Origin of the sequence: Nostoc sp. (assembly GCF_036917315.1) — a bacterium.
GTDB lineage: Bacteria > Cyanobacteriota > Cyanobacteriia > Cyanobacteriales > Nostocaceae > Nostoc.
Window position 1 is genome coordinate 118,404 of sequence record NZ_JBALDR010000006.1, and the last position, 25,310, is coordinate 143,713.

The window sequence follows — 25,310 nt, forward strand, 5'->3', positions numbered from 1 at the left end:
ATAATAAAATGCTATAAACTCTACCATGACAAAGCACCTAACAAGGCCCGCTTAAATTCAGCTGCACTTTTAAAGTGGATTTCTGGCTTATCAACCAACGCCAAATCAATCACCTGCGCTAAGGGTTGCATAATTGTTGCATCTCGTTGGCGAATTGGTATGGGATTATTCTGTAAAACTGCCAGAAAGGGATCGCCTGTGAAGTTCCGGGGGAAACAACCTGTTAGCATATTGTAGAGACAAGCCGCAACTGCCCAAATATCTACCTCCGGTTGGGCATATTTAAAGTTAAGCACCTGCTGTCGCGGCATGAAAACGGGAGTACCAGCTTGAGTCCCAGTCAAAGTTTGGCCACTTAAACCAGCCAAGTCAAAGGCCTTAGATAAGCCGTAATCACCGATTTTTGCCACCAGTTTTCCATCAATCTTAGTCAAGAAAATATTACTCGGTTTGAGGTCGCGGTGAACTATACCTTTACCTTTGCCAAACTTACCATCAGCCAGTTTGACATAAGGAAGTTCAACATTGTGGGCATATTCTAAAGCGTCTAAAATTTGCAGAATAATCGGTATAGCAATATCAATAGACAATCGCCCACCCAGTTGTTGCATGAAATCCCATACAGTACCGCTCTCACAATATTCCATTGTAAAAAAGAAGATAATTTCCGAGAAGCCACAATCCATCAGTTGCACTACATGAGGATGTTGCAAAGCCTTGGTGTTTTCCGTCTCCCGGAGAAACATCTGCACAGCGAAGTCATTCGCCGCCACTGCTGGTAACATGACCTTTAAGGCTATGAACTTGCCAGACTGATTATGCTGTGCCAAATAAACTTCCCCGAATTCACTAGTGCTGAGAAGTTTGACAAGATTATAACCGCTAATTGCTTTGAGGTTGCGATCGCCACTCTCAGCCAAATTCAGAAAGTATTTGATGATGTCTAAGAAATAAGCCTGTTGTACTGGGTTATTTTTGACAGTAACATCATCAGGGATGAAGGTTAATAGATTTACTTGTTCTTGATGTATTTCTATACTAACTTTAAAGACAGTGTGACCTAAGTTGATTTCGTCGCCTGTTCGTAAGTCATACTCTGGAAAGTGGCATTTTACAGCTTCTTCAGCCGTTTGATTTCGTTGCCGTTGTCCGATGTTTTTACCGTTAATGTAAGTGCCATTTTTACTACCAAAGTCCCGTACCCGAATATCAGGAGGATTAATATCCAGTAGACAGTGATAGCGGGAGATGCCCCGATGATTCTCATCATCTGGTAACTGGGGATTGCAATCTGGACTTCTACCGATGATGCAGCTACTGCGGCAATCAAAAATATATTGTTGTCCTAATAATTGTCCTTGGATAACGGTAAGGATGATTTTAGCTGGCATCTTAACAATAAAAAATTAATGCCCACGATCATAACTTACCTGTATCAGATATCACAGTGGTAAACCACTCATATCCCGCAAAGTCTCTGAGATTAAATCGTATGCTGTTCTATGGCGCTATAGGTGACACCAAAGCCACCGCCACCAAGGACTTTTTGTATAATGAATCTTCCATTGTCCAGATGTTGATTGGGCGTCCAAAGTTTCATTGATTTATAACTAGATTTATAACTTGTAAATATATTCGCATGAACTTACTCCTAACCCTTTGCTGCAAGTAAGGGGAGGAAAATTTTTCCCTCTTTCTCCTGGCGGAGTTAGAAGGTGAGGTTCTACTTGAAGTCTTCTACTGCTGTTTTAACAGCATGTACTTATTTTTTCCAATACTCAGAATGGGTATACTGCCTCTATGCCTACAAAAAACTTTATGGATATTTTATTTTATAACTGGCAACACACACTCCAACCCTTTGGCGTTGACCAGGTAGCGGCTGAAAAAGCCTTTAATCTCTTGGTTGAAGCTTACTCTACCCCTGGTCGTTATTACCATACACTGAAACACATCGATCGCGTTCTCAGCACAATTGAGATTTTGCAAGGCTACACCAACAACCTAGCTGCTGTTCAACTAGCTGCTTGGTTTCACGATGTAGTGTATGACACTGAAGCTAAAGATAACGAAGAACGAAGTGCAGACTATGCTTTTGAGTTGCTGAGTAATTTGGGTATTCCAGAAAGCATAATAACTACTGTCACCCGTCTGATTCTGAACACTAAAGACCACCAAGCTGCGGTAAATGACTATGATAGCCAAGTCCTACTTGATGCAGATTTAGCGATTTTGGCTACTAACTCAGTTGATTATGAAGAATACGCCCATGCTATTCGTCAGGAATATGGCTGGGTGGCAGAGGCAGAGTATATTACAGGTCGTCAGCAGGTTTTAGAACGATTTTTACAGCGATCGCGTATTTACTTTACGCCCTTAATGTCAGAGTTTGCCGAACCATCTGCTCGTGGCAATATCCAGGCAGAAATTCAGTCTTTATCACCTGGTGAGTTTTACCAAAACTAAGGTCTTGAAAACCAGGACTGCCCATCGGAGAAGCGAATGTAACGAACAATAAAACAAGGAGTTCTGAAGGCTATCCCCGATGAATTGCCAGAACCTAACACCATACCGCAAGGGCGGTTGGTGTCTGGTAATTTACCGTCTGCCACCGCCACGATGAGGCACTTCAACTTCAGTGTCTTGTAGCTTTCTTTTCGGTGCAAACACTTCTTGATGTTGTTGTTGCTGAATTTTTTCTTGTGCAAATTTTACGCGGGTACGAACTCCCACATCGGTATCGGTATCGAGTATTTGCTGAAGTTGATTTGTAATCCGCGACGCTTGATTGGGTAAAGTGACTGCTATAGCGATCGCTAGTGTTTCTAAACTCGTCACTGCTGCATAGCGCACTATCCACTCTGGATCTTGAGAAATTAGTAATAATGCCTCTAATACCTGAGTCTGAACAGATTCCACTTTCTCAGCAGGTAGTTGATGCAAGCGCAAAGTGCCTAATCCTCTGGCAGCTGCCCGCCGCACGCTTAAGGAAAAATCAGTTTTTGCTGCCTCTAACAAGGTATCGAGCGCCCGAACATCGCCAATTCCCGCTAAGGCACGGATAGCCCAAGCTCTAGCACTGTAGTTGTAGTCATCAATTAGTTCCAATAGTGACGGTACTGCGGCTTCTCCGATCGCAATTAGTCCATCTACTGCCGCCACTGCTGCCCCTGGATTGTTGTAGCCCAAAGCTGCAATCAGAGTGGGAACAGATTCCTCAATACCAGCTGCCGCTAACTCCTGAACTGCGTCTAATAAGCGATCCGAGGAGTCTGCTTCTTCCACAGCACGAATTAATATTTGGGCAAGGTCACTGTTATTCATAATAATTTGCCATGAGTCATTAGGGATCTGCCAATTGTAGCTTAAGTTCTCCGTAGTTGACATCAGGCATAAACCCCCTAGCCCTTATCTCGTAGTTATGTTAGGGGTTTATCTGTGACAAACAGTTGATTTAAGCGTATTAATAACAACTAATGCCTGGGAAATTATAACTACAAAAGCGAGTCCATCAAATTTATCACTTTAATCGCACCATCCGACAAAGTGCTTGTTTCTGTGTGCTTAACTTGATGTTCTAGTAATCCTTTAAGAGAAATTAGCTTTAGACTATTTTCGGCAAGAGTTTCGGCGATCGCATCTGCTGCGGGTAGATAGCCAATCGCTCCCAAGTCTGCTAACACTGCTCGACGCAATTGCAATTTATCTCCTGCCAGAGCTTTTACTAACCGTTCTCCATAAGCTGGTTCTTGGGTTAATTGATACATGGCTCGTGCGGCAGCATATTGCACCAATTCTATTGGATGCTCTAAAAATGGTTTTACCAAGGGGATGCACTCAGTCGCCCTCAAGGCTCCCAAGGCTTCTAAAATGGCTTCGTAGGGTTGAGATAAATCAGGCTGCTTTGATATCAGCTGCCCTCCCTGCAAACCTACTTGTAATAACTCAATCAGGGCGGGAATGCAAATCGGATCGCCCAGCATTTCTAAGGATTGTGCCGCTGCTTCCCGGACATAAAAATCTGAGCAGTCTAAACACGCAATTAAAGGTGAGACTGCTTGGCGATCGCTTAGTTTCCCTAAAGCCCTAGCTGCGTTCCGGCGCAGAGGATATCCGCCTTCTGGTGTTCTGTCGGCTTCATCCTCTAACGCTTTAATCAATCCTGTAACCGCAGCTGCTTCACAGATCCGAAACCTACCCAACCACCAAGCAGCATAAAATCGCAGACCTAAATCTGCACTCTCAAGATTAGCGATCGCTTGCTCTACTGTTAAAGATTCACCATCGCCAGAGTTACCTGTCGGTGATAAATCTTCAAATTTCTGCGGACTAGAATTCATTATGAAGAAGGAGGATCGCTTTGTTCGCTATTTGTTTTAGGTTCAGCGTTCAATGGCTGAATGCTGACTATTTTGCCACCCAAGCGAGTAATCCGCTGCATTTCTTGATTCATCCGGTTCTCAGGTACTGTGAAAAACACAGTTGCACTAGAACGAATGGGATAGTTGGTTTTTTCAGTTTCTTCGCTTTGGCGCAGACCTACTACTTCATACCGAAAGTAGCGACTACTCGTTCTACTACTAATTGATCCAACCATAAAATTAATTCCCAATTTTAAATTGTCATTAGTCTTTTGTCCTTAATAATGACTAAATGACTAATGACTATTGACACTAAAGTGGTTTCACACTAGCTATTTTACCACCTTGTTTTACCACTCTCTGGAAGTAACTAGATAGTTCTTCATAAGGTATAACTACGGCTTGATTGACGCGGCGTGTGCTAGGATATCCAGCTCCAAAAACACCTGCTACTTCAATGCGGTAAAGTCTGCCTTCTTTACCAAAAGTTCCCGCACCACCAAAAGTGCTGTTGGGGGTAACGCCTTTTTCAGAGGCAACGTATGAAAAGCCTGAGGAAGCACCGGAGGGAGGAACAACGACGGATGCGCTATTGCGGCCTAGTTCGCTAGCAAGACGGGAGGATTTGCCTTTGAGTTGGGAGGTATCGCTACTGGCATAGCCGCGATAAAGTTGGAATATCCGGCTAAATCCGACAGTTTTCTGTCCTGTTTGGGTATTAAAGCCACGATAGTAAGGCACTATATTTTCACCAAAGCTAGATTGATACTCTGGCGAATCAATATAAGAATCAATGTCGGCTTCATATCCCTTGGTTTGATACAAGTCTAAGTGATAGACGACATCAGACTCATCATAAGGGGCACGACCCAACAAATGTTTGTAGTTCAGTTCAATGACGCGAGTTTGGAAGTTGTCGTAGAAAAACTTGGTTTTGTACAGTTCCGATTTAGCTAGTTGACGTACAAATTCTTGCACTGTAATTTTGCCATCGCGGAGGATCGATTCAGCACTTGTTAGGCGGTCTGACGCCAATATGTAGTTGTTGCCCAAAACTTGACGATAGACGGCAGCAATTACTCTTTCGATGTCTTCTTTGGTTGCATTCGGACGCAATTCCACAGGAGACTGATCGCTAAAAGGTTCTGTTCCCAGACGGGAAGCTGCTGTTGTAATAGCCATTGGTAATTTTCCTTTTGTAATTAGTAGTTGGAAAAATTAGGAGTTAGGAGTTAAGAGTTAGAAGTTAAAGTAGGGGTATAGTTAGGAATTTAAAACTCATAACTTCTAACTCCTCACTCCTCACTCCTCACTCCTCACTCCTAACTCCTCACTTAATTCCCGATTCTCTATTTATACGGCTGTAATGCTAATAACCTTACTGCCCTTGCGATTCAACTGCTGCAATTTACTAGAAAGTTGCTCGTAGGGTACGATCAATTCCGCAGTACCGCGCCTTACTACAGTTGAGTTTGGGGAAGCTGCTTGTAGCACTCTGATCCGGTATGTTTCGCCACGACCACCTGTAGAGAGGCCAGTTAAGGCTCCGGCAGAGACTGGATAAATGGGTGAAGCTAGATTCTTAGCCACTTCCCAAGTTAGCCGTCCTTGTTTTTGTCCTTGAGCGCGATCGCTATTGGCATAACCCCGATACAGTTGAAACAGTCGGCTATAGCCAACATTTTTCTGTCCTACTTGACTTTTAAAGCCTTTATAGTAGGGGACAATATTTTCGCCAAAACTCTCTTGATATTCTAATGAGTCAATGTAGGAATTAATCTCAGCTTCGTAACCTTGTGAGTTGTAAAGCTCAACATGGTACGAAATCTCTGACTCATCTTCTGGGGCACGCCCCAATAAATGCTTATAATTCAACTCGATAAACCGAGTTTGGGAGTTGGAGTGGAAAAACTTATCCCGATAGAGTTCTGATTGAGCAATGGCTAGCACAAATCCCCTAACGGTGATTGCACCTTGCTGCAATAGTGATTCTGCACTCTCTAGACGGTCTCCTTCTAGTAGATATGCATTACCTAAAACCTGACGGTAAGCCGCCCGGATAACCACTGCTACATCGGCTTCTGTTCTATCAGGGCGTAGTTCTACTGGTACTGAATTTTCAAACGCTCCAATCCCTAATCTTGCTGCTTGTCCCAAAGCTGCCATCTTTAAAACCTCCTCAGTTTTAACTGCAAAACTGAAAACTTTTTAGAAAATTTTTTCTAGTCTTTTAACAGTCTTTTTGAAATTGACACTCACCTTACCTAAAGTAAGGCGATTTTTAAGACATAACTGCCTTAATATCCTGTTTGCACAGGTTCCCAGGCTCACCCTATCGGTTTAGCAGTCTCTCATGGGGGAGAAACCTCCAGACGTTCTCTCTTTGCCAGACACTACGCATAGCTTGCTTCCTCAATAGGGGACGCGGACTCGCTAGCGTCTTTCCTTCCCTACGGAACACTCCGCGAACACGTAGCGTCTCGTAAGAAAAGGGAGAAGATTGCGCTCGCTGCCTCACCACATTTGCCACAAGGGCGTAGTGATATCTCCTTACGTTATTTCGGGCGTATACTTTCCCCCAGTCAGAGGGTAGGTTTTTAAATCTTGTACTGGCAAAAATATTGTGCCAATTGACGGTAGCTTAAAAAGAGGCACTGGGTTGTGAACTTTCCCAAAGTTGTAGCAAATACCGTGCTACCTCGGCAGCTTTCATCCCTGTTCTAAAGCAAAAAATACAGAACTACGTTCCTCTTTCTCCAGGGTTTTCAGCTAGCTTTTCTTAAAAAACTGCCCGGAGAGGTAAACAACTCATAGAACTCACTTGTCATAAGAGCTGATTTCCTCTCCGGGCTAAAGAAACACTCTAGCTTAGAGTATTGATTACGTAGTCGATGTAGGAATTTGCTTCAACAGCTGGGTCGCCGCTGAGGCCGTGGTTAGCTTTGATGTACTTGAGAGCTTCAATGTACCAGCTAGGAGAAAGATCAAAAGTCCGGTTGATTTCAGCCAAGCCAGAAATCAAGAAATCATCCAAGGGGCCTGTGCCACCAACAACTAAAGCGTATGTGATAATCCGCAAGTAGTAGCCGACATCACGTACACACTTGCCTTTACCGCGCGCATCAGACGCGAAGTTAGGGCCTTGTTGTTGAGTGGTGTAAGGGAACTTGTTATACACCGCTTGAGCAGCACCTTCGGTCAAGCGTTGAGCATTAGCGCTCAATGCTTTTGCTGCTTGTAAGCTAGCAGGAGCTTGGCGGAAGCGACCAAAAGCAACTTGAATTTCGGTGCTGCTGAGGTAGCGTCCTTGAGAATCAGCCGATGCGATTGCTTCAGTTAGAGGTGTTTTTGTCATTTTGGTATTTCCCTTTTACAAACGTTATGGTTGAAATTTTGTTTTGTCCTATAGACAGGACAATTATTTAGTCAACATCAGCAATGCTTGCTTTGCTTAAGCTACAGCAGCAGCAGCGCGATCGAAATAGCTAGCTATTTCAGATGCCAATGCACTGCAATCGCCTCTGGTGATATTGTTTGTATCGTTGACAATTGCCAAAGAAGCTTGTTTCAGCTTTTGAATACCAACAGCAACTGAAGCTCCTGGAGTTCCCAATGCCAAGTAGGTTTCCCGCAATCCGTTGAGCGCACGATCGTCTAGCACGCTGGAATCGCCAGCAAAGATAGCGTAGGTGATATAGCGAAGAATGATGTCCAAGTCTCTGATACAAGCAGCTGCACGACGGCTGGTGTAAGCATTACCACCGGGAGTGATCAATTGAGGCTGTTCTGCCCACAAATCACGAGCCGCAGCAGCAACTAGAGCTGACGCATTGCTGGTAATACGGTTAACAGCATCTGCACGCTTGTTACCATCTTTGACTAGTTCGCTCAATGCATCCAATTGTGCATCAGAGAGATATTCGCCGCGTGTATCAGCTTGGGAAACTACTTTTGCAAATGCATCTAAAACCATTGCGTTAAATCTCCTAATTTGCTTGGTTAAGAATAATTGGACTCAAAACTGAATGGTTCAGTTGATTTTTGATGTCAGCACTGCCTGACGAGTTACGAAAGGTTTAAAACAGACATCCAAGAAATAAGTTTACGATCTCCAGGCTTTCAGATTAAAACTTTTGTTAAAAAACTTCAAACTTCTATGAACGACTGGAAAACCTGATTAAGATGTTGTTTTTTACTTCCAAGTTCTCTTTATACAATGCTGCCGTATCATAATTTATTACAAATTATTATTATGTTTGTGAAAAATAGTTACATAACTTCATATTTTTGTCTCTGTTTAGTTTATGAGCCGAGGCTGCTCTTGTGGGAGGGCAATAGGTGTTGTAGTTACTGTCACTTTGTAGTTATGTCTTATGTAAAATTACTTTAATTTATTTTGGAAAAAGGCAATAACGCGCTTGAATGCTTGAGGGTCTTGGTAAAGAAAGCCATGACCGCCCTTAAAGAACTCTAAATACGAACCTGGTATCTGTTTTTGCATTGCCTCAAGATTGGCAGGAGGAGATATGCCATCGCGATCGCCGCCGCAGATATAGACAGGAATATGCAGTTGAGAAAGTCGATTATATGTATCGTGAGCAGCACGAGCCTCAAGCTGGCGACGACGCCCAACTTCACGACTTGGTTCGTCTATATTCGCTTGAGAAACTGCTAGTGTCAGCTTCACTAATTCCTGAAATTGTGTAGTTCGGCTAGAGAGCCAAGCTTCCTCTTGCCAACGGGTATCAGCAATTGTGATTTGCCGATGAGCTAGTTCTTCAGCAGCAAGGTTCGCGAGTTCATGTAGTGGATATGACGACCCACCAGCACCGCCACTACTAGTACAGGCCAAAACAAGACGTTTAATGCGGTGCGGATAGCGCAGTGCCAACTCTTGGGCTACCATACCCCCAAAGGAAATTCCGATGACATGAGCGTTCTCCCACCCGACTGCATTTAACAAAGAGTCTGCATCAGCGGCATAATCTGCTATGGTGTAAGGAATATCAGGTTTTGAGGTTTGACCCAGACCCCGCTGATCGTAGGCTAAAATTTCAAAGTGTGGGGCTAGTGGTGAGTCAAAAATAGTCGGCGATCGCTGCAAATCTCCTCCAGTACCACTGATACTAAGTAGGCGTTGACCAGTGCCACGAATGTCATAATACATTTGCAGGTCGCGAACAGATACAAATGGCATGGGTATTTTCCCTGATTATTTTCGTAGAAGTCGATCGCAATATCTCTAAATAAGCATCCTCTTTTTACTCTCACTGGATGTTGTTCCATTGAGGAGCTAGCTAGAACCCCGACTTATTAAAGAAGTCGGGGTTCTGAACAGCACTAATATCATGTCCGCTTGATTGCTTATTAAACCCGAAGAACCCCACCCCCGCCAAAGCTATGCTTTGTCTCCCCTCCCCGCTTGCGGGGAGGGGTTGGGGGTGGGGTGCAATTACTGTGGTTAGCATAACTAATTATGCGGACATGATATAACCTCTCAAAACTTTTGGGACAGACTACTAGTTTCTACCAAACACACTGCCAAGGGCACGCGCCATATTTTGCGGTTGCATTGCATCCATTGCGGCGGTGGGTTCGTAGCCGCAGTGAACCATACAATCGGCACATTTGGGATTACCACTCTTCTGGCCGTATTGACTCCAGTCAGTTTCTGTTAGTAATTCCTTGAAGGTAGAGTAATAACCTTCGTTCAGCAGATAGCAAGGTTTTTGCCAACCGAGAACGCTATAACTAGGGCTACCCCAAGGTGTGCATTCGTAGTCCTTCTCACCAGTGAGAAAATCTAGGAACAACGGATTGTGATTGAAGTTCCAGTTTTTTTCACCACTTTTGTAGGGAGCCAGAATTTCTCGGAAGAGGGCGCGGGTTTGTTCGCGATGGAGAAAATGATCTTGATCTGGTGCCCACTCGTAACTGTAGCCGGGAGAAATCATCATCCCGTCAGTATTTAGTGTTTCCAGAAAGTTGAAGAACTCTTGCATATCTTTAGGTTCAGTACCTTCAAAGATAGTGGTGTTAGTTGTGACACGAAAGCCTTTAGCTTTAGCGGCACGAATGGCTTTGACAGCAATATCAAAAACACCTTTACGATCTACGCATTGATCGTGTAACTCCCGCATTCCATCTAAATGCACGCTGAAAGTTAGATAAGGGGAAGGTTGAAACTTATCCAGGCTCTTTTCTAATAACAAACCATTGGTACACAAGTAAATATATTTCTTGCGCTCAATTAATCCCTGGACAATCTCATCAATCTGGGGGTGCAGCAGAGGTTCTCCACCAGGAATTGAGACAACTGGTGCGCCACACTCTTCCACAGCGGCGAAACACTGTTCTGGGGTGAGATTTTGCTTTAATATTTCCTTTGGATGTTGGATTTTACCACAACCAGTACAAGCGAGATTACACCGAAAAAGAGGTTCCAACATCAATACTAAGGGGAAGCGTTTGCGTCCTTTCAAACGCTGAGTAACAAGATACTTCCCAATATCCATAGCTTGTTGTAGATTAACTGCCATTGTTGCGAGCGCTCCTCTTTTAAAGTAAAGATAAATACACCACTTTCTCAACCCCAAGATTTATCTATGGGGTCTTAAATTTTGAATTTTGAATTTTGAATTTCCCAGAGGGGTTGACATATCCCTGAGCAACAAACCAATCCACAGCATCTTTGAGTGCGGCGTTCAGCGAAGATTGGGGTAGACCCAATTCTCGTACAGCCTTTGAAGCATTGTAATACATAGGTTGTTTCGCCATCCGAACGCCATCTAATGGTACTGAGGGCGATTTACCTAGTGGTGCGAGAATCTTTTCATCAACCCAGGCAACACTCAGAGGCAACCAAGCGGGTACTGTTTGTTGTGGTGCGCTCAGACCTGCGATCTCGGCGAGTTGTTCGAGTAGTTGCTTGAGACTGAGGTTTTGATGACCTAAGATATAGCGATCGCCAGATTTACCCCGCTGCAAAGCCAGTAAATGCCCCCATGCCACATCCCGCACATCGATAAAATTTAGACCAGTATCCAAGTAAAAAGGCATTTGCCGTCGCAAAAACCGCAAAATTATATCACCCGTCGGGGTAGGTTTAATATCCAACGAGCCAATCGGACTGCTGGGATTGACAATAACCACCTCCTGACCTGTAGCAACGGCTTGCATAGCTTCTTGTTCAGCCAGAAACTTAGACTTTTTGTAGTTACCCACCAACTTTTCTAAGGGACTCTGATGTGTTTCATCGACAACTTCCCCTGACGATCCTACCCCAATTGCTGCCACTGAACTCGTGTAGACGGTGCGCTCAATGTTAGCTTTGCGAGCTGCTGCCAATACATTGCGCGTACCCAGAACATTGTGACGGTGAAGTAATTCACGGTCTGTTTGCCAGAGGGAATAATGAGCTGCGACATGAAATAGGTATTGACAACCTGCCATTTGTTGCCAGAGATTTGGATCGTTCAAATCACCTTTGACAATTTCCACCTCTAAACCGCGTAGATTCTCCAAATTGCTGGTTGAGCGTACCAGTGCTTTGACGGCATATCCTTCTTGTAGGAGCAACCGTACCAAATGAGCGCCAATAAAACCCGTTCCCCCAGTGATAAAAACTTGCATCAACTTCCCCCCTGCTCCCCTGCTCCCCGGTCACTGAGCGAAGCCGAAGTACTACTCCCCTTCTTAAACCGGGGAAACCAATCATCCAAAATGGTGTAAACTACTGGCACAACAATCAAACTGAGAATAGTTGAAGTTACTAGTCCACCTGCGATCGCTACAGCCATTGGCGATCGCAATTCGGAACCAGCACCGAAACCTAATGCGATTGGTAACATCCCTAAAATAGTGGAGGCCGTGGTCATCATAATTGGTCTGAGGCGCACTAGTCCGGTGTTGAGAATCGCCTCTGTACGGTCTAAGCCAGCATTGCGTAACTGATTGATGTAATCTACAAGCAAAATCGCATTTTTATTTGCCAGCCCTAGTAAAAAGACGAAACCGATCAATGAGATCATACCAAAGTCGCTCTTGGTAATTAGTAGCGCCAACATCGCCCCCACTAATGCTAAAGGCAAAGAGACACCAATAACTAAAGGGTCTACCCAGCTTTTGAATAGTAAAATTAGTACCACAACAATACACAAAGCAGATAGAGCTAAAGTACTGCCGAAACTGCTAAATACTTCACCTTGACGGGCAGAGTCTCCTCCTAAATTTAAGGAAACATTAGAGGGTAACACCGCATTTGCTTCAGCTACCACTTTGTCAGTGGCATCACCCAAAGACAGATCCTTGCCAAGATTAGCACTGATGTAAGCCACGCGCTGATTATTCAAACGCTCGATCTGAAAAACCGTGCCCTGTGGATTCGTTGCACCTGTAACTGTAACATCAGCGAATCCCGGTAGCCTTTGAATCCTTTCTTTAATGGCTTTGACTGCTTTGCTCAAAGCTTGGAGATTATCACCTTGTAATGCTATTTGCAGAGGTTTTTGACCGCCAGAATCGACAAATTGAATATCTTCAATACTAGTAGTTACCCCAGAAAGAACAGGTAAGGAGGAGCGCAACCGATCCTGTAGTTCGCCTGTTGTGATTGTGCGATCGCCCTTTAATTTTACATATAGTATCCCTTTATTTGGCTCACCCTCACGAGAACCAACAGTAGTAAATACCGTTTCAACTGCGGGTGATTTTCTGACAACATTTTCTAATTTCTTCGCAACCTCTAGAGAATCATTCAAAGGGTTGGGAATTTGAGACTGGAGACTTGGATTTCTCCCCTGCTCCCCTGCTCCCCTGCCCCCCTGCCCCTCTGCCCCTCTTCCCCCCTGCCCCTCTCCTCCACTAGGAATACTCGGCAAAGGAGCCGTATAAGCAATATTAAATTCGCCGCGATCGAGTTTGGGAATAAATCCTTTGGGAATTAGTGGAATCAGCACTATACCTGCGATGAAGCTGAAGACAGCTAACCCAATAACTATCTTCCGGTGATTTAAAGACCAACTTAATAAATTTCCGTAATATTGGGTAAACGCCACCCAGATTTTTGCTTCTCGACGCGGGGAAAGCGAGGATTTAGGTTTCAGCCAGTAGATAGCCAGAACTGGAGATAAAGTCCGAGCAACTAGCATAGAAGCAAGCATCGCGGCTGAAACAGTGATACCAAAAGGCTTGAAGAACTGACCGATTACCCCACCCATTAAACCTATGGGTAGAAAAACTGCTACTGCTGTCAAAGTGGCGGCGGTAACTGTCAACCCAATCTCATTTGTCGCTAAAAGCGCTGCTTGGCGAGGAGTTTCTCCATCTTCAACGTGTCGCATGATGTTTTCTACATCCACGATCGCATCATCAACAATGCTACCAATCACCAAAGCTAAAGCCAGCAGGGTGATTGTTTCCAGGTTGAAGCCAAAAATCGCCATGACGATAAATGTCGCCAGCAAAGACGTGGGAATCGCTAAGGCAGAGATCAGAGTTGCCCGCCAATTCCATAAAAAAGGAAAAATTACCACTATTGACAACAAGACTGCTTCCAGCAAAGCATCGATTGTTGACTGGGTGGCTTGACGGATATATTCTGCTTGGGTGGCAGCTAAGGTGAGTTTGACATCTTTGAGGGTAGAGCGTAGCCTTTGAACTTCTTTCTCAACATGACTCACGACTTCCAAAGTATTAGCACTACCGCGTTTGATTACCTGAAATGCGAGTGCATCTTCACCGTTAAACCGGACTAATGTCGCCCCACCTTGGGGAACCGTTGCACTCGCATTCGCTGGATTTAACGGAGCAGTTGCAGTCGCAGCGCCTAGTAGTGAGACTTTTAATACTCCTGGTAATTTAGCGATCGCACTGACAATCTCATCTTGCGCCAACTTTGTCAAATCTTTGAGATTCCGTGTTGGACTCTCTATGGCATAGCTAATGGCGGCTGACTCGTTTAAATTCAGAGGAATAATTTTAGAAGTTCCTCCTTGAGGTAGAGTCAACTGCTTGAGGGCAGTTTCAACCTTTTTGGTCGATGTTTCTAAATTTGTCCCAACGGCAAAAGAAAGGGCAACAGCTGTTTGACTAGGATAGGTGGATGAGCGAATATTCTCCAGTCCTTCTAGAGAGCGGAGGCGTTCTTCTAGGGGTTTAGTGAGCTTCGCCTCGGTATCCAGGGCAGTTGTCAGGGGAGCTGTAGCATTCACAACCACCACTGGAAAGGTAATATCTGGAAACAAAGCATACTTCAGGGAACTGAAAGCCAGAACACCAGCTACCGTTACGGCAATCCAAAAACTCACCGTCAGCCACGAAAATTGAATCGCCAATTTGGAAATATTGAAGAGTTCTCGTGCGGATTTGGAGTTATGAAGCTTTACCATCTTGGAAAATTATCGTGTGGATGACACAATTATTTAGTCATGCTACAGCAATCATCTTCGGTTTGCTAATTTTGGTTACTACTAAACGGCAATATAGCAGTCCTAAATCATTTGTGAAAATTATATCTCTTTCTTCTTTCTTCCCTTTGCGCCCAAAGTCAATACTTTGCGGTTCGTTTTCTTATAATATTGACCGTTAAAACTTAAAACTATCGAGACAGCTAGTGCCTAATTTTTTGCCCATCAACACAATTCTGGTACCTCAAGGAGCAGAATATAAAGCTGTGTGTCGCGGATTAAGCGGCATTACTGCCTCCATCCCAAAAGTAGTAGCCATACCTGTTGGGATGAAGCCTTTACTCAAATACCTGCAACAAGGACAATTTCTGACTCCAAAATCCAGAGTGCTGATTATGGGTATATGTGGCAGCTTGAGCGATCGCTACACAGTTGGCGATCTTGTGCTGTATCAAGATTGTGTTTATCAGACGCAACTTCAAGAATGCGATCGCACTTTTACAGCACAATTGCAATCTTATATATCAGAAAAAGCATCCTTAGTCAAGTCACTGACAAGCGATCGCCTAATTTGGTCTGCATCCGAAAAACGTCATTTAGGTGAGACTTTGGCGGCTGATGTTGTTGATATGGAAGGATTTACCGCTTTAGAATTTTTCAATGCGGCTGGAGTGTCCGTGGCAATGCTGCGAGTAGTCAGCGACGATTGTCAGCATAATATCCCCGATCTCACACCAGCAATTAACTCTGATGGCTCTCTAAACCCTTTTCCGTTAGCGATCGCCATGCTTCGACAACCCTTTGCCGCTACTCGGTTGATTCGAGGTTCATTAACAGCATTAAAGGTGTTAGAGCAAGTTACAAATCTGCTTTTTTCCGGCTCTAGCAATAAATAATCTGTTACGTCTCTATAGCAATTTCTAGGTAAATAACCATGCGGTAGGGACACAGTTTTGCTATGCCCTGACAAAATATAGCAATCCTAAATTATTTGTGAAAACATCTCTTTACTCTCTTTGCCTTATCTGCGTCTCTGCCGTTAGTTAGAAAAATAATTTTCCACTAATAAAATCGAATTTATATATTTTTTTACTCTGACATCACCTGAAGACAAACTAATAAAAATCAAGACGATCTAGGTATTTATTGTGAGATTGTTTATGGATAAGTTTTACATAAACTTTATAGTCAAATCTATCAAATAGAAACCTAGATTGGGAACGATAATATATAACCTTATCAGGGTTGGGTTCCATGAGAGCTAACTGCACTGAATTGTAAACCAAAAATACCCTTTTGCAGAATAGCTCGGAACTAATTTACCAACTATCGAACAGAATTTATGAAGCTCAATCTATACTCGTTCCTAGCTAGTTTTCCATTACTCAAAAAAAGTTACACCGCTAAGATCATGTTGGTGGCATTTTTGGGTACTCACATACCACTTCTAAGCTTACTCTTGAGTTTCGTTATCTCAAACTCCTATTCCTTAGAGATGACGATCCGAGTTATGCTTATTGCTCTGTTGGCTACTTTAGCGGGTACAGGCGCCACCCTCTACGCAATACACCACCTCCTCAAACCGGTTATTTTGACATCTGCGGCATTGCAAAATTATCTAAATACCAAAACCTTGCCTGAATTGCCCACAGAATTTACTGATGAAGTCGGTACATTGATGGCAGATACCTCACAAACTCTTCACAAATTAGATGAGTTAATTCACTACATCAGTAATTATGACGATCTAACTGGATTACCCAATCGTGATTTATTCCGCGATCGCCTCCATCAGACTCTATCTCAACCTGAAAATAACCAGCGCTTTGTAGCCGTCTTTTTACTGGGTATTGATGATTTCACTGCTATTAGTCATGGTTTGGAGCATGAAACAACAAATTTGTTATTAAGAGCAGTTGCTCAGAGGTTATCACTCTGCATGACACAAACAGATATTCTTACCCATTTGAGTGGAGATGAATTTGCCATTGGCCGCATAGATATTGTTTCTTTTGAAAGTGTGATTAAGCTATCTCAGATGGTGTTAAATACCCTGAAAAAACCCTTTTCCATAGAGGGTAATTTGATTCATATCACCGCCAGCATCGGCATCACAATTAATGGAATCAATGAGCAGAATAGCGTAGATCAACTTTTGCAACAGGCTCATATCGCACTGTACCAGGCAAAGCAGCAAGGGCGTAGCCAATACCAATTCTATTCACCGGAAATTAATGCTCAGTTGCAGGAGCGAATAACTTTAGAAAATGAATTACATGGGGCGCTTGAGCGCAATGAAATGCTGGTTTATTATCAACCTCTAATTGATTTACACAGCGGACAAATTACAGCTATGGAAGCGTTGGTTCGCTGGCAGCATCCGACATTAGGTTTGGTTTCTCCAGCCAAGTTTATTCCCATTGCAGAAGCCAATGGTGCGATCGTACCAATTGGCGAATGGGTCTTGCGAACTGCTTGTACCCAAAACCGTGCTTGGCAGCTTGCTGGATTTACCCCAATTCGGATATCTGTGAATCTGTCAGCTCGACAATTTGAACAACCGTATCTGGTTGAGGTCATCAGCCAAATTCTTGAGGAGAGTGGACTGCAAGTATCTTACCTGGAATTGGAAGTGACAGAAAGCTTCTTGATGGCTGATATGGAGCGATCGGTTAAAACCTTAAAACAATTACGAGAACTGGGTATATGCTTGGCTCTAGATGACTTCGGTACTGGTTATTCCTCCCTCAACTACTTGAAGCGCTTTCCCGTGAATATGCTGAAGATCGATCGGTCATTTGTACAGGATCTCACGTCCAATCCTGATAGTGCTGCCGTCACGAATGCGATTATTGCCCTGGCAAAAAGCCTGCGGTTGAACATCACGGCAGAGGGTGTAGAAACCCAAGAACAGCTTGACTACCTAAAAATGCTGGGATGTGATGAAGGTCAGGGTTACTACTTCAGTTGTCCTGTGCCCGCCGATCTAATTACCCCGATGTTGCAGAAAATTTCTCAGCAGATGGAGAAAATTCCAGCATAAGTAGATGTCTAAGCCAGAAGATCCCCCCTGATAACGTTTCACTTTAATTTTGCTAGAAATGATTATCAGGGGGCAAGTTAAGGAGGCAGCTATGCTGAAGGAATCCCCATAAATAAATTTAGACTTGCGCCGTGGGCCTCAGCCGAACGTAGATTTAACAAGGACGCTGTATTTCTTGCGCCTACTTAATAAAATACATATTTTTTTGTTTTTCATAAATAAATTTAGTTGCTCTCAGACCATTTTGCCTCCAGAGAAAAATCTTTTCTAAAACCTCCTGCCCCCTGCCTCCTGCCCCCTGCCTCCTGCCTTTCTCCGGTGACATGAGCAGAGAAATCCAGGATTAATCAGGCAATAAAAGGTCATTTATTTTGAAACTGTGGAAAGCTTTGCAACCATGTGAGCGCGAGATGAAACCTCAAGTTTGCGAAACATCCTTTTTAAGGCTTGCTTGACAGAGTTTTCAGTAATCCAAAGTTCAGCACTAATTTCTGCATTGGTTTGTCCTTGAGCCACCAAGGAAGCAATTTGCATTTCACGAGGCGTTAAACGCTTTGTCTGTAATAGTGGTTGTTGCAATTGCGCCATTGCCACCCAAGTAGAAATATGCAGACAAAGCGCACTCAAATCTGTAAGATTTTGTGAATCAAATGCAGGCATTCCTTGCTGACGCGTCAAACCTACCACACCTACTAACTCACCATTGCTGACAATTGGCCCTGCCATCACGTGCCAGTGATCGGCACGAGGGCAAATCAATTTCCATGTTTTAGGTTCTACTACCAAAGCTTCATGAACAGGGGCATGGCGTTCTAGCAAGTAGCGTGCGACTGGATTATGTTGAGGTGATAATGCAATTTGCAGTGCTTTTTGAATCTTGCTGTCAACTAAAGAAATTTGGGCAAAGAAAAACAGCCCACATCGTGTAGCTGAAAAATACTCACTCATTTCTGCGGATATATGCGATCGCAAAGTCTGTTCATCTTGAGCTTGAGCAATTCCATGAAATAGAGCTTGTAAGGCAACCATGATTTGCAAAGTGTACTCGTTCGAGGTCTAGGCGCAGTATCGCAACCAGACCTATCTTAGCTTTAGTCACACCAAGTCAAATCCTTTGTTTGGTTTTTGGGATTACTTTACATGACTGTAAATTCTGGCATTGATGACACACAGATATCCGGGCGCTGGATTCAAATCAGTTTCTCGATCGCAGCAGTGCTTTTCAATCTCTGTTTAATAATCCAAATATTCAGTGTTGGATTGGCTTACTTTTACAACTCTGATTGGTGGAAGCTACATATTTGGCTCGTGCGAGGATATGGCGGACTTTCACTAATTTTGTTGATATGGGTGTTTTTAATTCCATTTCCTCGCAGAATCCGAAACCTTACGGCAACTATGCCAGTGCTGCTAGGACTGCAATTTCTCACAATTCATTTACACACTTCTTTTCCTCTAGCAGTATTCCACCCACTCATCGGCTTTTGCTTATTCTCTATTTCCACAACCCTAGTGCATCGGACATCGCGCATCGTATTTCCCAACTACAACCAAGACTAAATCGTTGAGGAAACACAACTTTCAATTCTTTTCGCGCTATTACAGGAGAAATACAAGTGTCTCAATACGCCGATCCATCTGTTCTCGTTGATACCCAATGGCTTGCAAATCATCTTAACGATCCAAACATCCGCATTATTGAAGTGGATGTGAGTCCAGAGCCGTACAAAAATGCTCACATACCTGGTGCTGTCTTCTGGAACATCTTTACAGACTTACTCTTGCCCGATTTGAAGATGAATTTGGATGCGATCGCTTTTGAAAAGCTGATGGCACGTTCAGGCATCACCAATGACACCACAGTGATTGCTTATGGCAATTATCCGGGAACAGGAGCCTGGATTTTCTGGTTGTTGAAAGTCTTTGGACATGAGAATGCACGAGTTCTCAATGGCGGCTATCAAAAATGGAAATCAGAAGGTCGTCCACTAGCAACTGAATTATCTACATTTGCTTCTACTGATTACCATGCCAGAGGTATTGATGCTCATCTGCGAGTATTACAAAATGAAGTTCAGGCATCGATAGGTAAAAGCGATACGGTGTTGTTGGATGTCCGAACACTGCAAGAATACTGCGGTGAATGGTTTTTCGATCAGCCACCAAAAGCAGACCAACGGACTGGACATATTCCCGGTGCAGTGCATCTTGAGCATATTTTAACTTTCAATGAGGATGGAACTTTTAAATCATTCAACGAATTGAAAAATCTTTATGAGAGTAAAGGCATTACGACTGATAAGGAAGTGTTTCCCTACTGTGCCATCGGTGGGCGTTCTGGATATACCTGGTTTATCTTGAAGTATTTATTGGGCTATCCAAATGTTCGGAATTATGATGGCTCTTGGAATGAGTGGAGTCGCTTGCCTGATGTAGCGATAGCGCTCGAGAGGTAAAGAAAGGCAGGAGTATATGAGCACAAGGCCTTACGCCCCTACCGCGTGGTCTATTTACCTGAAAATAGCTGTAAGCGTGGGTTTCTCCTGCCTCCTGAATTGAGATGTTTCCAATATTCCCAATAACCGCACCTTTACAGACGGACACCACTACCGCTATCAAGATTAAAATCTCTTAACCTTTCGTTACACTAGAGACATCGAGAGGGAAAAAAGCAAACCTCTCTAAGCTGAAATCAAAGGTGAACGACATGAATGGCACAATTCGCGTTGGTAATCTCTTCGGAATTCCCTTCTATATCCATCCGTCATGGTTTTTAGTTCTAGGTTTAGTAACTTGGAGCTATAGCAGTGGACTGGCGGCGCAATTTCCCCAATTGTCTGCGGGATTAGCTTTGCTACTAGGATTGATGACAGCGCTGATGTTATTTGCCTCTGTCGTCGCCCATGAATTAGGCCACAGTTTTGTTGCGATTGGTCAGGGAATTGATGTCAAATCCATCACGCTGTTTATATTTGGCGGTTTGGCGAGTTTAGAAAAAGAGTCGAAAACCCCAGGTGAAGCTTTCTGGGTAGCGATCGCCGGGCCAATGGTAAGCTTACTACTATGCGGTATCGTTACAGCGATTGGTGTTACGACTGCTGCATCAGGGCCGTTAGCTGCGATTCTTGGTGTTCTAGCTTCTGTTAACTTGGCATTAGCCCTGTTTAACCTGATTCCTGGCTTGCCCTTAGATGGCGGGAATATACTGAAAGCCATTGTTTGGAAGATTACAGGTAATCCTTATAAAGGTGTAACCTTTGCTAGTCGAGTTGGACAAATCTTTGGTTGGGTAGCAATTCTTTCTGGTGTAGTTCCCTTACTATTATTTGGCAACGCCGGTAACTTCTGGAATTTGTTAGTTGGCTTCTTCTTATTGCAAAATGCTGGTAATTCGGCTCAATTTGCCAGAGTCCAAGAAAAACTTACAGGTTTGACAGCCGAGGATGCTGTAACTCATGACAGCCCGATTGTATCTGCTAATCTTACTCTGAGAGAGTTTGCCGATGAGCGAGTCATAAGTGGGCAAAACTGGCATCGGTTCTTAGTGACTGATGATGATGGACAATTAGTAGGTGCGATCGCAGTTGATAATTTAAGAACCATCTCTACAGCACTGTGGTCAGAAACTCAAGTTAAAGAAGTCATGCGACCAATTACTGAATCTACCACAGTCCAATCAGATCAACCTCTGCTGGAAGTCATGCAGTTACTCGAACAACAAAAGCTATCTGTGCTTCCCGTGATTCGTGAGAATGGCGTCCTAGTTGGAATCTTAGAAAAAGCTGCAATTATTCAGCTACTTCAAAACCGAACCCAACCTAACCCTGCATAAAGACGCAATTCATCGCGTCTATCAAAAATACGGTAAACCCTTGTAGAGACGCGACAAATCGTGTCTCTACATTTTTATCACCCAAATTTTTGATTGCATGAAAAAACTCCGTACAATTGAAAGAGCCTTCTTGACCGTTGCCTCTTATCTATCCCTGTAAATAAGTTCAAAAATCAAATCGGATTGTTATGTAGCACTCCTATTTAATTTTTGAACAAAACTCAGTATATATTTATTCTCTATTTCCTATTCCCTGTATTTCTTTTCCAAGAATTTTTACGAGATATCAGGTATATCCCTAGCAAAGATATACCCAGCACTGTTGCAGGTTCGGGTATAGTTTTGATTTTGGCATAAATAGCTGTTGTAGTTGTAGCTTCTTCAAGAGCCTTAATACTTATCTGGCGACCGTCTAGATTAAAACCGATTAACTCAAGGATATATTTATTACTTCCAAAGATGAAACTGCGATTACTCAAATTTGTGTCTAAAAATACTAAGTCTGCACTCTTTTCAGGATCTTTTGGGTCGTTAAGTGTATTTACTAAACGCAAGTTGAAGTCAAAAACTTGGCTGGTTCCCACAGGTGGGCTGAAAGATACATTGAGATTTAAAGGTACAAATTCAACGCTTGAATCAGTGCGTACCTTTCCATTAAAGTAAGTTAAATCAGCTATTTTGAATACAGAGTTAATGTCCGCAGAAAATGAAGTTCCATTAGAGGTTAGTTTATTTGGAAGTCCTGGCGGCAAATTAGCTTTACCCCAAGTAAATGTGTTACTTCCCACACCTGTATATATGGGATTAGTATCGCTGATTCCTGGAATAGGATTTCCCCAAGTCGCACTAGAGATGCCAGAAAAAGTTAGAGCTTGTGCTTGACCAGAGAAACTAAATCCTGTGGTCAAACTCACAAAAAAACTAGATATAGCAGTAGCGAAAACAAAACTTACTTTCATAATTCTAGGTTTTAACGTTCATTCTGGAGCTTATTTCAAGTAGGTATTCAGTCTACCTTAGTAAATTTACGGAAAATACGCCAATGTCTTCTTGTATTTTTTGTAAAATCTTTATCTTTATTTCAAAATAATTTAATGAATAATTTATATTTATTAAGTGAAAATTATGAACTGTTAAAATATATTTCACTACTTTGTAATGTAATTAGTAAAACAGTAAACCTCTTGCAAAATTTCCCTAACACGCTACCTCTCAGCAAGAGTGGAGACTTTGACGTAAGTCAAAGGCGGAGTAGGGTTGTTTTTTGATTTATGCAATAAGTCTATTAATTACGTAGGTGTAGCCCGTCGTAAACATTGCTACCTTACTTGACTTACCAATAAATTGTCAAGCTGATATGAAGTTACAGTTTTTTGACATTCTCCGCACTATGGGGAGGAATGGGATTCACAATTTTGACAAAATCTCTGGTAATAACTGGCTAGGAACTTTAGATAAAGCCAGATTTTGTCCCTGTATCCCTAACTCATTATGAAAAGCACGAATAGTTTTCACCACATAAGCGAAGGTTGTTTGATAAGCCTCTGCTTGTTTACCTAATCCGTTTAAGGCTTGCAAATGGTTATCTAATGCTACTTCTAAGTGTTGAGAGCATGTCGCTTTGTCACCATTAAAAGACTTGTCTATTACTAGCTGATAATGTGCTAATCCCAGGTTATTGTGAGAGGCAAGCAAATCAAAACTTAAAGAAGTACCGCTAAGTGAGTGAGCCAAAGCTATAGCTTCTTCGTAAGCGCTGATACATAGTTGTAGATATTTTTGCCGTGCCTCTTGAGTAGTTTCAGATAGGTTTGCTAGATGCCAGTAGGCAGTACCCAGATTATTTTGTGTAGCGGCGCAGGCACTAGGAACATTAGCTGGAGTGCGATACTTGAGAGCTTCGCTATAAACATCTATGGCTAACTGGAGATTTGAGGCAGGTTGTTCGTATTGTGCCAGATTCCAACACGCAGTACCGATATTGTTTTGAATCATCCCATACTTGAGCGGTTCCTCTTCAGGGTTGTAGTGTGCAAGTGCTTCATTGTAAGCTGCGATCGCTTTCTTTAAATGCACAATCGGTTGGTTGTATTGCCCTAAATGCCAGTAAGCAGTACCCAAGTTATTTTGGCAAGCCGCATACTTTAATGAATCCATTTCAGCTGTACGGTAGCTGAGTGCTTCACTGTAAGCGAAAATTGCTTGCTGCCAATTTTCCGATGGGTGAGAGAAACGAGCTAAATCACCATAGGCTGTTCCCAAATTATTTTGTACGCGAGCGTAAGTTTCCGAATGTGTTTGGGGCGAAATTATCTTTAACGCCAACTGATAAAATTCTATTGCCTGCTCTATATAAGTTTGTCCCTCTTCAGAATTAGGTGGCGTGCGGTATAGCATCCAGTAGAGTGTACCCAAATCATTCAAGATATCTGGGAGTTGCGGTGAGCTTTCGTCATAGCTAATTGCCTCCTGATAGGCAATAATTGCCACCATCAGGTTTTCTAGAGTTGCCTGTCCTTGCTCAATGCGAAGACGGTATAAAGTACCCAAGCGATGATAAGCCTCTGCCAGTATCTCCTCTGAAACTTGCTTTTCGTGTAATTCTTCAATCTCTAATAAAATCTGCTGTGGTTGTAAGGAATCCTCTGTCTTTTGAGTATTATTTGTATCAATTGTTGCTATGACTAGCTCCGTTAACTCACTGTTAATATAAGATAAAGATGACAGCGATTGATTAGTACTCCCACTACCAGACCGATTTGTAGATTCCTGTTGTTGTGGCGTAGCCTTCAATAAATCCGCTGTTGATGGTGAAACTTCCTCAGTTTTGTGTACGCGATTCCCTTGTATCTCTACTGGGAAATCAGAATTATTCTCAAATTTGAACTCAGTGGCTGCGGTTCTGAGTTCTGCTTGGTTAGCTGATTCATCTAGAATCGACTGCTCAATATTCCCTAAATCCAAGCTTCCAGAACGTGAAAAACGTTCTGGATAGGCCAAATTCTGAGTTGCTGGTGTGGGTTCTCCAGCAAACACAAATACGCCAGTACGACAACGCCAAAATTGTGGTGCTGATTGCTTGATAGCCGATAACCAAGGACGTGGTATCCACAAAAGCAAATTAGATTCTAGAAATCGGCTGGATTCTTGTGTAGAGAAATATTGTTCGCTTAAACGGAGATAGTGCAAAAATAAACGCTGTGTTGCAACTGGTTGCTTAGTGAGATGCTCCACGCCGACAATCTGAAATGCTGGTACTGGAAAAGGTCTTCCAGGAGTATCTTTTGATGCCCCAACAATTGGCGGTGGGTAATTAGTCAACCATTGATTAATCTGGATTATGGGATTGGGATCGTTTAAATTCAAACGCAATGTGACTAATCGCGGATAAGCTGGAGTGCTATTTTCCTGAGCATTTGATGATTGATATAGCACCTGTCCAACAGGATAAGCCAATGTAGAATGCAAACGGGCTGCTACCTGATTTCTTAAGTATAAATCATCACAAACTGCCAAAAGGATTTGTCGTCGTAAGCCAAGACTTAAGGCAAGTTTCAGGCGGTGGTATACTTGCCGATTCCAAGTAGAATTATTGTTGGGTGCAGTATCATTCACGCTCATAGCGGCTAAAAAGCCAAAACATAGTACATATCACCTTTCTGGGTGCA

At 43.0% G+C, this 25,310-nt stretch carries 22 protein-coding genes; 6 read left to right on the plus strand and 16 right to left on the minus strand.

Annotated features, from left to right (window positions below):
* Nucleotides 1-20 precede the first annotated feature (20 nt).
* The gene (locus tag V7K84_RS03010; protein WP_334836257.1) at nucleotides 21-1,391 is read right to left on the minus strand and encodes a protein kinase domain-containing protein; all 1,371 of its coding nucleotides are present in this window, start codon (nucleotides 1,389-1,391) and stop codon (nucleotides 21-23) included.
* Between the two features lie 409 nt (nucleotides 1,392-1,800).
* Here V7K84_RS03010 and V7K84_RS03020 point away from each other — a divergent pair, with 409 nt between their 5' ends.
* Nucleotides 1,801-2,466, plus strand: a complete 666-nt coding sequence (locus V7K84_RS03020; protein ID WP_334836259.1) for an HD domain-containing protein — start codon at nucleotides 1,801-1,803, stop codon at nucleotides 2,464-2,466.
* On the opposite strand, the gene V7K84_RS03025 is transcribed toward V7K84_RS03020, so the two are convergent.
* The 12 genes from V7K84_RS03025 to V7K84_RS03080 form a co-directional block, all read right to left on the minus strand.
* A complete protein-coding gene (locus V7K84_RS03025; RefSeq protein ID WP_334836260.1) occupies nucleotides 2,463-2,612 on the minus strand; it encodes a hypothetical protein in 150 nt (49 codons plus the stop codon). The genes V7K84_RS03020 and V7K84_RS03025 overlap by 4 nt on opposite strands.
* Nucleotides 2,599-3,324: a HEAT repeat domain-containing protein gene (locus V7K84_RS03030; RefSeq protein ID WP_334836262.1), complete on the minus strand. Its 726-nt coding sequence runs from the start codon at nucleotides 3,322-3,324 to the stop codon at nucleotides 2,599-2,601. The genes V7K84_RS03025 and V7K84_RS03030 overlap by 14 nt, the downstream gene beginning before the upstream one ends.
* Nucleotides 3,325-3,494: 170 nt before the next feature.
* A complete protein-coding gene (locus V7K84_RS03035) occupies nucleotides 3,495-4,340 on the minus strand; it encodes a HEAT repeat domain-containing protein (protein ID WP_334836264.1) in 846 nt (281 codons plus the stop codon).
* Nucleotides 4,340-4,597 (minus strand): phycobilisome linker polypeptide, encoded by a 258-nt coding sequence (locus V7K84_RS03040; RefSeq protein WP_334836266.1) that lies wholly within the window; start codon nucleotides 4,595-4,597, stop codon nucleotides 4,340-4,342. Before V7K84_RS03040 ends, V7K84_RS03035 begins: the two co-directional genes overlap by 1 nt.
* A 76-nt stretch (nucleotides 4,598-4,673) precedes the next feature.
* Nucleotides 4,674-5,543 carry a phycobilisome linker polypeptide gene (locus tag V7K84_RS03045; RefSeq protein WP_334836267.1) on the minus strand — a complete coding sequence of 290 codons (870 nt, stop codon included), beginning with the start codon at nucleotides 5,541-5,543 and terminating at the stop codon, nucleotides 4,674-4,676.
* A gap of 171 nt (nucleotides 5,544-5,714) precedes the next feature.
* A complete protein-coding gene (locus V7K84_RS03050; RefSeq protein ID WP_334836269.1) occupies nucleotides 5,715-6,527 on the minus strand; it encodes a phycobilisome linker polypeptide in 813 nt (270 codons plus the stop codon).
* A 697-nt stretch (nucleotides 6,528-7,224) separates the two neighbouring features.
* A complete protein-coding gene (gene cpcA, locus V7K84_RS03055; protein ID WP_012411562.1) occupies nucleotides 7,225-7,716 on the minus strand; it encodes a phycocyanin subunit alpha in 492 nt (163 codons plus the stop codon).
* Between the two features lie 96 nt (nucleotides 7,717-7,812).
* Entirely contained in the window at nucleotides 7,813-8,334 is a 522-nt protein-coding gene (locus tag V7K84_RS03060) for a phycocyanin subunit beta (RefSeq protein ID WP_289795183.1), read from the minus strand.
* Between the two features lie 408 nt (nucleotides 8,335-8,742).
* Nucleotides 8,743-9,558, minus strand: coding sequence for an alpha/beta fold hydrolase (locus tag V7K84_RS03065; RefSeq protein WP_334836271.1), 816 nt, complete (start codon nucleotides 9,556-9,558; stop codon nucleotides 8,743-8,745).
* A 322-nt stretch (nucleotides 9,559-9,880) separates the two neighbouring features.
* The gene (gene hpnH / locus V7K84_RS03070) at nucleotides 9,881-10,900 is read right to left on the minus strand and encodes an adenosyl-hopene transferase HpnH (protein ID WP_334836273.1); all 1,020 of its coding nucleotides are present in this window, start codon (nucleotides 10,898-10,900) and stop codon (nucleotides 9,881-9,883) included.
* 64 nt (nucleotides 10,901-10,964) lie between these two features.
* The gene (gene hpnA, locus V7K84_RS03075) at nucleotides 10,965-11,993 is read right to left on the minus strand and encodes a hopanoid-associated sugar epimerase (RefSeq protein WP_334836276.1); all 1,029 of its coding nucleotides are present in this window, start codon (nucleotides 11,991-11,993) and stop codon (nucleotides 10,965-10,967) included.
* The gene (locus V7K84_RS03080; protein WP_334836279.1) at nucleotides 11,993-14,749 is read right to left on the minus strand and encodes an efflux RND transporter permease subunit; all 2,757 of its coding nucleotides are present in this window, start codon (nucleotides 14,747-14,749) and stop codon (nucleotides 11,993-11,995) included. Before V7K84_RS03080 ends, hpnA begins: the two co-directional genes overlap by 1 nt.
* 224 nt (nucleotides 14,750-14,973) lie before the next feature.
* On the opposite strand from V7K84_RS03080, the gene V7K84_RS03085 reads away from it, so the two are divergent.
* Both V7K84_RS03085 and V7K84_RS03090 read left to right on the plus strand, forming a co-directional pair.
* Complete coding sequence (locus V7K84_RS03085; RefSeq protein ID WP_334836281.1) at nucleotides 14,974-15,663, plus strand: 5'-methylthioadenosine/S-adenosylhomocysteine nucleosidase family protein; 690 nt, start codon at nucleotides 14,974-14,976, stop codon at nucleotides 15,661-15,663.
* 446 nt (nucleotides 15,664-16,109) lie between these two features.
* A complete protein-coding gene (locus tag V7K84_RS03090; RefSeq protein WP_334836283.1) occupies nucleotides 16,110-17,810 on the plus strand; it encodes a putative bifunctional diguanylate cyclase/phosphodiesterase in 1,701 nt (566 codons plus the stop codon).
* A gap of 366 nt (nucleotides 17,811-18,176) precedes the next feature.
* Here V7K84_RS03090 and V7K84_RS03095 read toward each other — a convergent pair whose 3' ends face one another.
* Nucleotides 18,177-18,839 (minus strand): LuxR C-terminal-related transcriptional regulator, encoded by a 663-nt coding sequence (locus V7K84_RS03095; RefSeq protein WP_334836285.1) that lies wholly within the window; start codon nucleotides 18,837-18,839, stop codon nucleotides 18,177-18,179.
* 111 nt (nucleotides 18,840-18,950) lie between these two features.
* Here V7K84_RS03095 and V7K84_RS03100 point away from each other — a divergent pair, with 111 nt between their 5' ends.
* From V7K84_RS03100 to V7K84_RS03110, 3 genes are all read left to right on the plus strand, one after another.
* The gene (locus V7K84_RS03100) at nucleotides 18,951-19,370 is read left to right on the plus strand and encodes a DUF6220 domain-containing protein (RefSeq protein ID WP_334836287.1); all 420 of its coding nucleotides are present in this window, start codon (nucleotides 18,951-18,953) and stop codon (nucleotides 19,368-19,370) included.
* A 56-nt stretch (nucleotides 19,371-19,426) separates the two neighbouring features.
* Nucleotides 19,427-20,266 (plus strand): sulfurtransferase, encoded by an 840-nt coding sequence (locus V7K84_RS03105; RefSeq protein WP_334836290.1) that lies wholly within the window; start codon nucleotides 19,427-19,429, stop codon nucleotides 20,264-20,266.
* A 251-nt stretch (nucleotides 20,267-20,517) separates the two neighbouring features.
* Nucleotides 20,518-21,642 carry a site-2 protease family protein gene (locus V7K84_RS03110; protein ID WP_334836292.1) on the plus strand — a complete coding sequence of 375 codons (1,125 nt, stop codon included), beginning with the start codon at nucleotides 20,518-20,520 and terminating at the stop codon, nucleotides 21,640-21,642.
* Between the two features lie 239 nt (nucleotides 21,643-21,881).
* Here the strand turns inward: V7K84_RS03110 and V7K84_RS03115 are convergent, their stop codons facing one another.
* Both V7K84_RS03115 and V7K84_RS03120 read right to left on the minus strand, forming a co-directional pair.
* Nucleotides 21,882-22,601: a choice-of-anchor K domain-containing protein gene (locus V7K84_RS03115; protein WP_334836294.1), complete on the minus strand. Its 720-nt coding sequence runs from the start codon at nucleotides 22,599-22,601 to the stop codon at nucleotides 21,882-21,884.
* A 448-nt stretch (nucleotides 22,602-23,049) separates the two neighbouring features.
* The gene (locus V7K84_RS03120) at nucleotides 23,050-25,263 is read right to left on the minus strand and encodes a tetratricopeptide repeat protein (RefSeq protein ID WP_334836297.1); all 2,214 of its coding nucleotides are present in this window, start codon (nucleotides 25,261-25,263) and stop codon (nucleotides 23,050-23,052) included.
* Nucleotides 25,264-25,310 lie beyond the last annotated feature (47 nt).